The organism is Vagococcus fessus (genome assembly GCF_003987565.1).
Lineage (GTDB): Bacteria > Bacillota > Bacilli > Lactobacillales > Vagococcaceae > Vagococcus_D > Vagococcus_D fessus.
This window is the reverse complement of the sequence record NZ_NGJY01000002.1, coordinates 288,747-302,892: the sequence shown is the minus strand read 5'-3', so window position 1 is coordinate 302,892 and position 14,146 is coordinate 288,747. Positions and strand designations below refer to the sequence as shown.

Sequence of the window (14,146 nt, the reverse complement as noted above, 5' to 3'; positions counted from 1 at the left end):
TGGAATGCTTCACTTAAAATCAGAAAAAACAGAAGCAAGGCAAGTGCTAAAACTCACCTTGTTCCTGTTTAGTTTTCATCTGTAAATTGTTTAATAGCACCTAAGAAATCATCGCCATATTTTTCAAGTTTGGCTTCACCAATACCAGGAATTGCCAAGAATTCCTCTTCAGTTTGTGGTAAGCGGCTTGTCATTTCACGAAGTGAGGCGTCTGTAAAGACGACGTAAGCCGGAACGCGTTGTTCGTCGGCATGACGTCGACGTAATACTTGCAACTCTGCAAATAGTGCAGGATTTTCCACGTCGTCTTTGACCTGTGTTGATTTTTTCTTCGGTAAGTCTTGTTCTTTAATAAGGTTCATCTTAAGCGAGGCTTCTGGTTGTAGTAAATCATAGGCTCTAAAGCCAAGTTTTAAGACAGGGTATTTATCGCCATCTTGTTCCAGATAGCCCTCTGCTAACATGAACTCAATCATTTGTCGGATTTGATTCTCTGATGTGTCTTTCATCAATCCATATGTAGATAAATGGTCCAGTTTTAAATCAATAATACGTTTTTGCTTGCTGCCACGAAGGACATCAATGACGACTTTAACACCAAAGTTTTCACGGAGGCGTTTAACACAAGAGATAATTTTTTGAGCTGGGATAGTAACATCTATTTTTTCAAAATTATTTAGACAATTGCTACAGTTGCCACAGTAATGAGGACTCTTTTCACCAAAATAATTCAAAATATAGTTACGTAAACAATCTTGTGTGAAACAGTAGAAACTCATCCGTTTTAATCGTTCTTGTTCATGCTTTTTAAAGACTTCGCGTTCTTCTTCGGATAACTTGTCGTTGTCTGCATTGTTATCAATGAAATACTGATTAGTTACCACATCCCGGCCACTATAGAGTAAGATACACTGTGAATCAGAACCGTCTCGACCAGCACGACCTGCTTCTTGGTAATAGCTTTCCATATTTTTCGGCATATTGTAGTGGATAACATAAGTGACGTTTGATTTATCTATCCCCATACCAAAGGCATTCGTCGCCACCATGATTTTTTTCTCATCGTTAACGAATAGGTCTTGATTACGTTTGCGTTCATCAGAAGATAACCCAGCATGGTAACGTGTGGCTTCAAAATCTAATTCATTTAAACGGTCACAAACATCTTCCACATTTTTTCGAGACTGGCAATAAATAACACCGCTCTCGGTATGATGTTTATCCACAAAGACGCGGACATACTCAAATTTATCTTTAGGTTTAGTCACAGTAAAACTTAGATTTTTACGGTCAAAGCCTGTTGTGACTTCATAAGGTGATTGTAATTGTAAAAGTTGGCTAATATCATGCTTCACGACTTCGGTTGCAGTCGCTGTAAAAGCCCCAACTATTGGACGCTTAGGAAGTTGTTGGATATACTCATGGATTTGTAGATAACCTGGTCTAAAATCTTGTCCCCATTGTGAGACGCAGTGAGCTTCATCCACACTAATAAAATCAACATCGACTGAGCGAGAGAAGTTTAAAAAGCGATCAGTTGTTAATTGTTCTGGTGCGACATACATGATTTTATATTGACCAAGACGAGCATTTTCTAGCACTTGGTATTGTTGTGTCGACGTTAGCGAACTATTTAAATAAGCGGCAGGAATGCCTACTTGAGTAAGCGCGGCTACTTGATCTTTCATAAGAGAAATAAGAGGGGAGATAACAAGGGTAATCCCATCAAATAACAATGCAGGGATTTGGTAACAGATTGATTTACCAGCTCCGGTTGGCATAATGGCTAAAACGTCTTGTTTAGCAAGTAAGGCATCAATAATTCCTTCTTGTCCCTCACGGTAGGAATCGTAACCGAAGTAGTGTTTCAGTAGGGTATATTTATTTTCTGACATGCCACAAAAACCTCATTTCTATACTAAATTCAATTCTTTTATTATAGCATAGTTTGAGAGTTTGAATGAGCGGTGAGGTTTAAATTGGTTGGGGATAAGTCATTAAAAAATGATTAACTGATGGATTTATAAGTAAATTGTGCATAACTATTTATTATTTTGAGAAATAAAGAGGGTTGTGGAGGAAATTACCCACAAAATAAGGCATTTATACAGAGGTGGGTATAAGTTTGTGTGTAAAAGGGTGATTTTGTTAGTAAGTTTAAAAGCTATCCACAATAAAAAGGCATTTTTCGTTCTATAGGTCATCAGATAATTAGTTACTACCTATTTAATAATAGTTTGGTGTATATGTGAAAATAGCTTGCTTCATAGAATAATAATAGTTGAAATAATTAAAAATCAAGAGACTATATCTTTATTCCGATTAGCTATCATGCTATACTTATGAAATAAATGAAGACCATAGTGTCTTTTTTTTTGAGAGTTAGTAGTTAGATGACCATAAGTTCCTGATAGTGAGAGGGACGCTAAATAAATAGATTAGCACTTAATTAAGTGTTTAAATAAGAGGAGCAAACTAATGAGTTTAAATTTAAAAGAAGCGGTAGATAGTCGTCGTACCTTTGCGATCATTTCCCATCCCGATGCGGGGAAAACAACCATTACAGAACAATTACTTTTATTCGGTGGCGCGATTCGTCAAGCCGGCACAGTAAAAGGTAAAAAAACAGGTAACTTTGCTAAATCAGATTGGATGGAAATTGAGAAGCAACGTGGTATCTCTGTAACAAGTTCAGTGATGCAATTTGATTACGATGGCAAACGCGTAAACATCTTGGATACACCAGGACATGAGGATTTCTCAGAAGATACTTACCGTACGCTTATGGCCGTTGATGCTGCTGTCATGGTAGTCGATAGTGCTAAAGGTATCGAGGCGCAAACGAAGAAATTATTCCAAGTTTGTCGCATGCGCGGTATTCCAATTTTTACATTTATGAATAAACTAGACCGTGATGGTCGCGAGCCATTAGATTTACTAGCTGAATTAGAAGAAGTTCTTGAGATTGAATCTTATCCAATGAACTGGCCTATCGGTATGGGTAAAGGACTAGAAGGGTTATACGATGTCTATCACAAACGTGTAGAATTACACCGTCCTGATAAATATGACGGCGAACGTTTCATTGAATTAAATGAAGATGGTGATATCCCAACAGATCATCCTTTACATAAAGACAGTGTTTATACTCAAGCTATGGAAGATGTTGAATTATTAACAGAAGCGGGAAATGAATTTTCTGAAGAACGTATTGCAGAAGGAAAATTAACACCTGTATTCTTTGGTTCAGCCTTAACGAACTTTGGGGTTCAAACATTCTTAGAAACATTCTTACAGTTTGCACCAAAACCATCAGCACATAAAACGATGGCTGAAGAAACAGTTAGTCCTTATGAAGAAGAATTTTCAGGTTTTGTTTTCAAAATTCAAGCCAACATGAATCCAGCTCACCGAGATCGTATTGCGTTTATTCGTGTGTGTTCAGGTGAATTTGAACGTGGTATGGATGTATTCTTAGAGCGTACTGGTAAAAAATTCAAATTAACAAATTCAACTCAGTTTATGGCAGATAGTCGTGAAACAGTTGAAAGTGCTGTAGCAGGAGATATTATCGGTCTTTATGATACAGGTAACTATCAAATTGGTGATACGTTATATTCTGGTAAAATGAAAGTCGCTTATGAAGAGCTACCACAATTTACACCAGAGTTGTTTATGAAAGTAACAGCTAAAAATGTGATGAAACAAAAATCATTCCACAAAGGGATGGATCAATTGGTTCAAGAAGGTGCCATTCAACTTTATAAAACAATTCTAACCGAAGATTATATTATTGGTGCGGTAGGTCAACTTCAATTCGAAGTCTTCCAACACCGTATGTTAAATGAATACAACACTGAAGTTATTTTAACGCCAATGGGGAACAAAACAGCACGTTGGATTAACGAAGAAGATTTAGATGAACGTATGAGTTCAAGTCGTAATATCTTGGTTAAAGACCGTTACGATCAGCCTCTATTCTTATTTGAAAATCAATTTGCAATGCGTTGGTTTGCTGATAAGTATCCAGAGGTTGAACTAAAAGCATTATTATAAGAAAAAAGACCTTCCACCGGGAAGGTCTTTTTATAAATTTTTAATTGAATTAATCTAAAATAAAGTAACCTCTAGTTATGAAACTACAGCAGAATCTGGTGTAACCGGGATAGACATTTCTACAATCCCATGTAGTTTAATCATATTTAAGTTTTGACGGTCATTTACGTCTTTTACTAAGCGACGTAAAACAGTGTCAATTTCTGATTGGTTAATATTACGAGTTCGGTTCGTAATAAGGATTTCCTTATGTCGTGGTGCTTCTGTGTAAATTACTGAAGTTTTTCCAATACTGTAGACCTTGATAAAGTTGGCATCTGTATTTGCAAGTTGTTGGCTAACTAAATCAGGATAGCTGTTTGTTACGTCAATCAATTTCATCATGCTCACCTCACGAAAGTATTTACTAATCACTTGTAGATTGTGATTAAAAATTCTTGTTATTTTATAATTAAAGTATAACGCTTTCTTAAAGAAACTTCAAAGAATATACTTGATTTAGACAATTAAAATTCACAATTTTTAAAAGGGACATTTTACTCAGTAAAATAACTAAAGTATGGTAATATGACAGTGTAGTAAAAAGAGATAGAAGAGGAGGGTATAACTTGGATTATCAAGCGGAGATAGACCGATTAGTTTCTGGAGAAATAAAAGAGTTGGTCATTGATCGAGATCATTTTTTACTGTGCAGAACGGCATGGTTAGCACATCCGAAACGCAAAGAAATAGTAGGAGAAGCGTGTTTAGGAGGCAGTGTTATTTATAGATATATACCTAATCCTACAGGTGAAAAATAAAGTTTCATTTAACATATGGCGCTTTGAATATAAAACTGTTGTAAGAATCAAAAAAAAATGGTAATCTTTATTGGAGAAAGAGTACCCTAACTTTAATTTGTCTATGGTCAAATAACTGTTATGGAAACTCTGATTCATTAAAAAACACTCAAGGGAGAATGATAATTATGGAAACAAAAAACTTTAACATTATTGCTGATACTGGGATCCACGCTCGTCCTGCAACTTTATTAGTTCAAACAGCTAGCAAATTTAACTCTGATATTAACTTAGAGTACAAAGGTAAATCAGTTAACCTTAAATCTATCATGGGCGTTATGTCTTTAGGTGTTGGCCAAGGTGCTGACGTAACTATCACTACTGAAGGTGCTGACGAAGCAGAAGCTATGACAGCGATTGCTGACACAATGACTAAAGAAGGTCTGTCTGCATAATGTCAGAATTATTAAAAGGGATTGCAGCAAGTGATGGCGTAGCGGTTGCCAAAGCTTATATGCTTGTACAACCTGATTTAACATTCGCAAAAAAAACCGTTGAAGATTCAGAAGGTGAAGTAGCTCGTCTTGCAGATGCGCTTGCTAAATCTACTGAAGAACTTCAAGCTATTCGTAATAAAGCAGCTGAAACATTAGGTGAAGAAGAAGCGCAAGTTTTTGACGCACATTTAATGGTTTTATCTGATCCAGAAATGATTGGTAGTATCGAATCAAGTATTCGTGATAACAAAATCAATGCTGAATCAGGTTTAAAAGAAGTAACGGATATGTTTATCGGTATGTTCGAAGCTATGGAAGATAATCCTTACATGCAAGAACGTGCTGCTGATATTAAAGATGTAACTAAACGTGTATTAAGTCATTTATTAGGCGTTAAATTGCCTAACCCATCAATGATTGATGAAGAAGTTGTTGTTGTGGCTCATGACTTAACACCAAGTGACACGGCTCAATTAGACCGTCGTTATGTTAAAGCGTTTGTTACTGATATTGGGGGACGTACGTCTCACTCTGCTATTATGGCTCGTTCTCTTGAAATTCCAGCAATTGTTGGAACAATGGAGATTACTTCAAAAGTTGAAGATGGAACAATGTTAGCTGTCAATGGTATTGACGGTGAAACATTCATCAACCCAACGGATGAAGAAAAAGCTGCAGTAGCTAAAAAAGGTGAAGAATTTGCCGCTCTTAAAGCTGAATGGGATAAGTTGAAAGACGCTCAAACAGTGACAGCAGATGGTAAACACATCGAATTAGCTGCTAATATTGGAACTCCAAAAGATTTAGATGGTGTTAACGGAAATGGCGCTGAAGCTGTTGGGTTATACCGTACTGAATTCTTATACATGGATTCTCCAGACTTCCCTACGGAAGATGCACAATACGAAGCTTATAAAGCTGTTTTAGAAGGTATGAATGGAAAACCTGTTGTTGTTCGTACAATGGACATCGGTGGGGATAAAGAATTACCTTACTTAACATTACCGCATGAAATGAATCCATTCCTTGGATACCGTGCGATTCGTATCTGTTTAGCTGAAGATGCTATGTTCCGTACACAGTTACGTGCGTTATTACGTGCGTCTGTTCATGGTCAATTACGCATCATGTTCCCTATGATTGCAACACTTCCTGAATTCAGAAGTGCTAAAGCAATGTTAGAAGAAGAAAAAGCTAAATTAGTATCAGAAGGCGTTGCTGTTGCTGAAGATATTCAAGTAGGTATCATGATCGAGATTCCAGCTGCTGCTGTAATCGCGGACAAATTCGCTAAAGAAGTTGACTTCTTCAGTGTTGGTACGAACGATTTAATTCAATATACAATGGCTGCTGACCGTATGAACGAACGCGTTTCATACTTATACCAACCTTATAACCCAGCGATTTTACGTTTACTTAAAAACGTTATCGATGCAGCGCATGCTGAAGGTAAATGGGCAGGTATGTGTGGCGAGATGGCCGGCGACCAAACTGCAGTTCCACTGTTAGTTGGTTTAGGGTTAGATGAGTTCTCAATGAGCGCAACAAGTGTTCTTAAGACTCGTAGCTTAATGAAACGTTTAGATTCAGCTAAAATGGCTGAATTAGCAGATAAAGCAATCAATGAATGTGATACTGCTGATGAAGTTGTTGCTTTAGTTGAAGCATACACTAAATAATACTTTTAAACACACCTGAGATTTCTTAGGTGTGTTTTTATTTTTCGAAAAATGAACATAAGGTTTGGGGATTGAGAGGCAAAAAGGGTATAATTGACTCAATACTAAAAGAAAGTTGGAGGGATAGAGATGAAGAAAATTGGATTTATTGGAACAGGCGTTATGGGTGCATCAATAGTTAAGTATTTACTGAAAGCAGACTACACTGTAACGGTATATAATCGTACTAAGAGTAAAACTGATGAGTTAGTGGCGTTAGGTGCAACATGGGCAGAAACACCTCAAGAAGTAACTGAAAAAAGTGACCTTATTTTTTCAATGGTAGGCTATCCCTCAGATGTAGAAGAAATTTACTTTGGCGAAATGGGTATTTTTAAGTCAGAGGTTAAAGGTAAAATAATTGTAGACATGACAACAAGCACACCGGCTCTAGCTAAAAAAATAGCGGAGTATGCAGCAAAAGAAGATGCAGTAGCATTAGACGCACCAGTTTCAGGTGGCGATTTGGGAGCTAAAAATGGTACCCTGACAATTATGGTGGGTGGCGATGCAAAAGCCTATGATGAAATAGAAGAAGTCCTTTCTGTCTTTGGTGCTAAAGTTAACTTGCAAGGCGAAGCTGGAGCGGGACAACACACAAAAATGGCGAATCAAATTATGATTGCAGGAACAATGACAGGTATGACTGAATTGCTTGTATATGCTAAAGAAGCGGGGTTAGACCTTGAAAAAGTATTGGATACTGTTGGTGGCGGGAGTGCTGCAAACTGGTCGCTTACCAATTATGCCCCGCGTATCCTAAAAGAAGACTATTCAGCTGGTTTTTTTGTTAAGCATTTTGTAAAAGATTTAAAAATTGCGTTAGATGAAGCAGACAAGATGGGGATTTCATTACCTGCAACAGAAAAAGCGAAGGAACTATATGAAAAACTGATGGCTGAAGGACATGAAAATGATGGAACGCAAGCCTTAATAAAGCTGTGGTGGGATAAATAAAACCTGTTTGTAAGGTATCGGACTTAATCGTAAAAAAAGTTAATAAAAAATAACTTAAAATTCACATTTTTTCGGTGCATGTTATCTAATTGTCTGATACAATATAACAGGAAGTGATATTGAAGGAGGCTTGCCCTATGAAAAACTCACAATTAGTGGCTATTATTAAAAGATTAGAAGCTATGACTGAAGCAACAGACAATGAAATTCAAGTACGTCGTTTCGAGCGAGAAGGCAACGAACGTTGTACTGTAACTTTTGATTCATCTGCTGAGATGTTCGAACTAACTGAGACTGATACTCGTCAAGTATACCAATTTGATGATATTGATTTAGTTGGGATGGAAATATACGAATTATTACAAGCTTAAAGTGAACAACTGTCTAAAGATGGATGGTTAATAATTTGTTAAAGGATCTGAAGTAAATCTTCAGGTCCTTTTTTTGAAATTAATAAAAGTGAGGGAAAAGTATGACAAAGAAAAGATGGGTAGCCATGGGAATAGCACTAGCACTTTTAGTTGTAAGTGTCTTTCCGTTTGGTTCAAATGATGACACAGTCAAAAATGTTTTAGCTGAAGATGGTGTAGCAGAAGTTGTAGTAAAGGAGCGCTCTTTGGATAGAAAAATTGCACGCCTTAAAGTAGAGGGAGAAATAGGACCTTCAGAAGATTCTGGACTTTTTGGGAGTGAAGGGTATAACCATGAGGTCTTTATGGCTGCCTTAAAGAAAATAGAAGAAGATGACAGTGTTAAAGGTATTTTGTTAGAAGTTAATTCTCCAGGTGGAGGCGTTTATGAAAGTGCGGAAATTTCTCGTGCGTTAACTCATCTGCAAAAAGAACGCAAATTGCCAGTGTATGTTTCGATGAAAAATATGGCAGCAAGTGGTGGTTATTATATCTCCGCTAAGGCAGATAAAATATTTGCAACAGAAGAAACAATGACGGGCTCAATTGGGGTTATTATGTCAGGCTTAAACATGTCAGGTTTGCTTGATAAGCTAGGTGTTAAAGATGAATCAGTTAAAAGTGGTGAGTTAAAAGATATAGGGTCATCTACACGAAAATGGACAGAGAAAGACCGCGATGTACTGCAAGGGATGGTAGACACCTCTTACAATCGTTTTGTTAATTTGATTTCTGAAGGACGAGGCATGTCTGTTGAAGACGTGAAGAAAATTGCTGACGGACGTATTTATGATGGGACGCAAGCGTTAGAAAATGGTTTAGTAGATGAAATTGGTTTTCCAGATCAAGCGTTAGAAGCGTTACGTCAAGATAAAAAACTAAAGGATGCTTCGGTTGTTGAATATGAGGCATCGAGTAATTTATTACCAAGCTATCTAAATAAAAATTGGTTAGGTGCAAGTGTTAAAAAGTTTTTTGTTAATCAAAAAGTAGATATGGGTTCATTAGTTAAAAATAGTAGTGCAGCAGAAGCACCTCGCTTGATGTACCAGTACGGAGGTGAGTAGGTTGACTGATAAACATGATGAGTTTCAAGAAGAAAAAAAATCGTCATTGCCTGACTTTCCATCAGAACAAGATTTAGAAACGTGGAAACAAGAACAAGAGATGAAAAAAGAAGAAGTGGCGGAACAGTCTTCTAAAGAAGAATTGGACGAGATGAGTCTAGATACTACTAAAATCATTGAACAATCAGAACCGAAAAAAACGTTTCAAAAGAGTGAAGCAACAGATTTTTTTATTCATAATCATAACGATGAGAAAAGTGAAACGGAATTATCTGAATTAAGAAAAGAAAATGGTAATGAGTGGGGGCATCTTACTCAATCGGAAGAGGAGCAAGAACCTATACGTCAGTATCATGATTTTCCTCTTTATTTTTACGCTGGATTTTGGATGAGATTTTGGGCATTTTGCGTAGATACGATGTGTATTGGGAGTATAACAAGTCTTATTTTAGGTGTACTATCGACAGTCGTGGCTTTAAATGCTATGATGGTCGGCTTTGTATCTGGAGTTATTTATCTCGCTTATTTTGTACTAATGACAAAGTACACCAACGGTCAAACTATCGGAAAGATGATATTTGGTTTGAAAGTTGTAAGTTTTACCGAAAAAGAGTTGAGCTGGTCGACAATTATAGTTAGGGAAGGCGCTTGTCGTTTTATTTTGCAAATAGGACCATTAATGTTAGGCTATATAGTAGCGGCATTTACATCAAGAAAGCAACATATTGGTGATTTGTTCAGTGATACTAGTGTTGTAACGATAAATACATTAAAGGCTTATAATGGCCAAATTAAATAGGATGTTTGGAAGGATGAACAATTATGGGAGACAGGATAGAATTCCCGAAAAATTTTGAAGGTTATATGACAATGGCAAAAGATGCTGAAGAGACAGGTAAAAAAGATGAGGCACTTACTTTATATGAAGAGGCTTATAATTTACAACCTGATTTTGAAGCTAATACTAAAATAGTAAATTTACTGATGGCTGAAGGCAAGTTTCAAGAGGCGTTAGGGATCTGCGAAGAGATGCTCCAAGGGTACTTTGAAGAAGATGAGCTTTTTGAAACTTATATCAAATTATTATTAGGCAATCAGGAGTTTATCAAGAGTCGTAAAATGATTAAGAAAAATAGAACACGTATAGCAAATGAAGATGAGTTGTTGAGATTAGTGAGTACAAGTGAAGAGCAATATAGTATGTTTAATCCAGATAAGATAACTGCGTATAAAGCAGAGGGGCGTGACATAAAAGTCCAACCTTTTTATCAACAAATGGGAACTTTGAAGTTATTAGAGAAACTACCTAAAGCAGATTATATAGATGTGGTTAAAGAGTTATTGATTAACGATGAACTACCTTTACTTTTAAGGCAATCACTTTTAGAATCTGTTGTTGCTATTTGTGCAGCGGAAGAGTATGAAATTATTACGATTTTCGGCGAACAGTGTACAGTCGATATTAGTGAACTAACAGCACCTGGTGAGCAAGCGACTTATCTCCAAGCAAAAGAATTGTTAAGTAAGCAATTAGAAGAGTATGAAGAAGTCTTTCAAACGCAAATGATGGAAGAGTTAAGAGTGAACTTTAGTGTGATGTATCCTTTTGCAGATGCTTGGATAACGGATGTATCCTTGTGGGTGAAACAACTATTAGCTAGCTATTTAGAAGTTGAATTTACAGAAGAAGAGCAAACGAGTGAGGCTTTTGATAAAAATAAAGAGTTGTTAGAGTTGATTCAAAAAGAATTAGTGAAAATCATGCAATAACCCCTTGTTTTTAGGGAGTATTTGTTGTAATATTGTTTACTTTTACCCTACAATAGTGTACTATTGTGGGGTATGCAATTGATAGAATTGTGAATAAGAAAAAATTTCTGGAGGGTAATATAATATGACTGCCAAGTTTGAAAAGAAAGGCACCAACGATGGTGTATTAACATTTGAAATTGAAAAAGAATTAGTAGCACAAGAATTAACTAACACATTTAATAAAGTTAAGAAAAACATCTCAGCGCCTGGTTTCCGTAAAGGTAAAATCTCTCGCCAAATGTTTAACAAAATGTATGGTGAAGCATCATTATACGAAGATACATTAAATGCTTTATTACCAGCAGCTTACGAAAAAGCTATCGCTGAAGCAGGTGTTGAACCAGTTGTTCAACCACAAATCAACATCGAAAAAATGGAAGCTGACTCTAACTGGGTTATCTCAGCTGTTGTAACGATGAAACCTGAAGTTAAATTAGGTGAATACAAAAACTTAACAGTTGAAAAACAAAATACTGAAGTAACTGACGCTGAAGTTGATGAAGCTATCGCTTCTAAACAAGCTGGTTTAGCTGAATTAGTTTTAAAAGAAACTGCAGCAGCTAATGGCGATACTGTTGTTATCGACTACAAAGGTATGAAAGACGGCGTTGCATTTGACGGCGGATCTGCTGAAAACTACTCATTAGAGTTAGGTTCATCATCATTCATCCCAGGTTTCGAAGAACAATTAGTTGGCGCTAAAGCTGGCGAATCAGTAGAAGTTAAAGTAACTTTCCCTGAAGAATATCATTCAGCTGATTTAGCTGGAGCAGAAGCTGTCTTTGAAGTTACTGTTCACGAAGTTAAATCAAAAGAATTACCAAAATTAGATGACGAATTTGCTAAAGATGTTGATGATTCAGTTGAAACATTAGCTGACTTAAAAGCTAAAATCCGTACTGATTTAGAAGTAAGCAAATTAAATGCTGCTAAAGAAGCTGTTCAAGAATTAGCTATCCAACAAGCTGTTGATAACGCTGAAATCGTTGACCTACCAGGTGAAATGATTCATGCTGAAGTACACCGCGCTATGGAAGAATTCTTAAACAACATGCAACGTCAAGGTATCCAACCAGAAATGTACTACCAATTAACTGGTACTACTGAAGCTGACTTACATAAACAATTTGAAGGTGAAGCTGAAGTTCGTGTTAAAACTAACTTAGTTATCGAAGCAATCGCTGCTGCTGAAAAATTTGAAGCTAACGAAGAAGATCTAGCTAAAGAAATTTCAACATTAGCTGAAACTTACGCAATGGAAGAAGATGCTGTTCGTAAAGTTTTATCAGACGACATGTTAAAACATGATATCGTATTGAAAAAAGCTTTAGACGTGATCACTGAAACTGCTAAAGAAGCTTAATAATCAAAACTAGTAAGAGCGAAGGTATCCCCTTTGCTCTTTTTTATCTTAAATTGCATAAAACTAAAACTATTTTTAGTTTTATGTTAAAATTAATCAAATGGAAATAGTGATCAAGAATGCTGTTTTCTGATAGGTAGGAGGGTAACAATGTACGATAATACAGACGAAGCAGGAACTGTTAGATGTTCATTTTGTGGTAAAAATCAAGATGAAGTGAAGAAAGTTGTAGCAGGTCCTGGTATTTATATTTGTAATGAATGTATTGACTTATGTAAAGAAATTATTGATGAAGAGTTTCGTGAAGAGTCCATTCCAGAAGATTTAGATGTACTTAAACCTAATGAAATCGTTAATGCATTAAATGATTATGTGGTCGGTCAAGATAGAGCTAAAAAGACTTTATCAGTTGCAGTATATAATCACTACAAACGTGTAAGCAGTGAAGAAGTGTCAGAAGATGGTGTAGAACTTCAAAAAAGTAATATTTGTTTGATTGGACCAACAGGTTCAGGTAAAACATTTCTAGCTCAAACCTTAGCACGTACGTTAAATGTGCCGTTTGCGATTGCGGATGCGACAAGTTTAACTGAAGCGGGTTATGTTGGAGAAGATGTTGAAAATATCTTACTTAAACTTTTACAATCAGCTGACTTTAATGTTGAACGTGCTCAAAAAGGTATCATTTACATCGATGAAATTGATAAGATTGCTCGTAAGGGTGAAAATGTTTCAATTACTCGTGATGTATCTGGTGAAGGTGTGCAACAAGCTTTGCTTAAAATTTTAGAAGGTACTGTTGCTAGCGTACCACCTCAAGGCGGACGTAAGCACCCGCAACAAGAGTTAATTCAAATTGATACGACTAATATCTTATTCATCGTAGGTGGCGCTTTTGACGGTATTGAAACGATCGTTAAAGAACGTTTAGGTGAAAAAGTAATTGGTTTCGGAACAAGCAATACTAAGCTTGATGAAGAAGAAAGTATCATGCAGGCTATTATTCCAGAAGACTTATTGAAATTTGGACTTATTCCAGAATTTATTGGTCGCTTACCTGTAATGACAGCTTTAGAAAAATTAACGGTAGCTGATCTAGTTCGTATTTTAACAGAGCCTAAAAATGCTCTTGTTAAACAATATAAAAAATTATTGTCATTAGATGAGACTGAATTAGAATTCAAACCTGAAGCATTAGAATTAATTGCTAAACAAGCAATTGAACGTAATACAGGGGCTCGTGGTTTACGCTCTATTATTGAGCATATCATGCTTGATATTATGTATGAAATTCCGATGCGTGATGATATTGAAAAAGTAATTATCACAGAACATACGGTTGAAACGGGAGAAAATCCTGAACTGATCTTAAAAGATAAAAAATAAACAGGGAGCTAGCTCTCTGTTTTTTTATTTGTTACATCAGTAGTGTGAGCGTTATAAGTATGCTAAAATAGATAAAGATTTAGAAAAGGAACCTGTTCAAA

At 36.2% G+C, this 14,146-nt stretch carries 13 protein-coding genes; 11 read left to right on the top strand and 2 right to left on the bottom strand.

Going from position 1 to position 14,146, the window contains the following annotated elements:
• Positions 1 to 68: 68 nt before the first annotated feature.
• Positions 69 to 1,895 carry a DNA helicase RecQ gene (gene recQ, locus CBF31_RS05805; RefSeq protein WP_126831447.1) on the bottom strand — a complete coding sequence of 609 codons (1,827 nt, stop codon included), beginning with the start codon at positions 1,893 to 1,895 and terminating at the stop codon, positions 69 to 71.
• 583 nt (positions 1,896 to 2,478) lie between these two features.
• Here recQ and CBF31_RS05800 point away from each other — a divergent pair.
• Positions 2,479 to 4,056 (top strand): peptide chain release factor 3, encoded by a 1,578-nt coding sequence (locus CBF31_RS05800; RefSeq protein WP_126831446.1) that lies wholly within the window; start codon positions 2,479 to 2,481, stop codon positions 4,054 to 4,056.
• Between the two features lie 75 nt (positions 4,057 to 4,131).
• Here the strand turns inward: CBF31_RS05800 and CBF31_RS05795 are convergent, their stop codons facing one another.
• Positions 4,132 to 4,440 carry a DUF1827 family protein gene (locus CBF31_RS05795; protein ID WP_342775172.1) on the bottom strand — a complete coding sequence of 103 codons (309 nt, stop codon included), beginning with the start codon at positions 4,438 to 4,440 and terminating at the stop codon, positions 4,132 to 4,134.
• Between the two features lie 224 nt (positions 4,441 to 4,664).
• Between CBF31_RS05795 and CBF31_RS05790 the strand changes: the two genes are divergently transcribed.
• The 10 genes from CBF31_RS05790 (at position 4,665) to clpX (ending at position 14,045) form a co-directional block, all read left to right on the top strand.
• Positions 4,665 to 4,856, top strand: a complete 192-nt coding sequence (locus CBF31_RS05790) for a hypothetical protein (RefSeq protein WP_126831445.1) — start codon at positions 4,665 to 4,667, stop codon at positions 4,854 to 4,856.
• 167 nt (positions 4,857 to 5,023) lie between these two features.
• The gene (locus tag CBF31_RS05785) at positions 5,024 to 5,290 is read left to right on the top strand and encodes a phosphocarrier protein HPr (protein ID WP_126831444.1); all 267 of its coding nucleotides are present in this window, start codon (positions 5,024 to 5,026) and stop codon (positions 5,288 to 5,290) included.
• Positions 5,290 to 7,011 carry a phosphoenolpyruvate--protein phosphotransferase gene (gene ptsP / locus CBF31_RS05780; protein ID WP_126831443.1) on the top strand — a complete coding sequence of 574 codons (1,722 nt, stop codon included), beginning with the start codon at positions 5,290 to 5,292 and terminating at the stop codon, positions 7,009 to 7,011. Before CBF31_RS05785 ends, ptsP begins: the two co-directional genes overlap by 1 nt.
• 123 nt (positions 7,012 to 7,134) lie before the next feature.
• Complete coding sequence (locus CBF31_RS05775) at positions 7,135 to 8,007, top strand: NAD(P)-dependent oxidoreductase (RefSeq protein ID WP_342775175.1); 873 nt, start codon at positions 7,135 to 7,137, stop codon at positions 8,005 to 8,007.
• A 137-nt stretch (positions 8,008 to 8,144) separates the two neighbouring features.
• Positions 8,145 to 8,378, top strand: a complete 234-nt coding sequence (locus tag CBF31_RS05770) for a YkuJ family protein (RefSeq protein WP_126831441.1) — start codon at positions 8,145 to 8,147, stop codon at positions 8,376 to 8,378.
• 101 nt (positions 8,379 to 8,479) lie between these two features.
• Entirely contained in the window at positions 8,480 to 9,484 is a 1,005-nt protein-coding gene (sppA, locus tag CBF31_RS05765; protein ID WP_126831440.1) for a signal peptide peptidase SppA, read from the top strand.
• Position 9,485: 1 nt separating this feature from the next.
• A complete protein-coding gene (locus CBF31_RS05760) occupies positions 9,486 to 10,283 on the top strand; it encodes an RDD family protein (RefSeq protein WP_245977931.1) in 798 nt (265 codons plus the stop codon).
• A 23-nt stretch (positions 10,284 to 10,306) separates the two neighbouring features.
• Positions 10,307 to 11,254 (top strand): hypothetical protein, encoded by a 948-nt coding sequence (locus CBF31_RS05755; RefSeq protein ID WP_126831439.1) that lies wholly within the window; start codon positions 10,307 to 10,309, stop codon positions 11,252 to 11,254.
• 124 nt (positions 11,255 to 11,378) lie between these two features.
• Positions 11,379 to 12,659 (top strand): trigger factor, encoded by a 1,281-nt coding sequence (gene tig / locus CBF31_RS05750; protein WP_126831438.1) that lies wholly within the window; start codon positions 11,379 to 11,381, stop codon positions 12,657 to 12,659.
• Positions 12,660 to 12,809: 150 nt separating this feature from the next.
• A complete protein-coding gene (clpX, locus tag CBF31_RS05745; RefSeq protein ID WP_126831437.1) occupies positions 12,810 to 14,045 on the top strand; it encodes an ATP-dependent Clp protease ATP-binding subunit ClpX in 1,236 nt (411 codons plus the stop codon).
• The last annotated feature ends 101 nt before the right edge of the window (positions 14,046 to 14,146 follow it).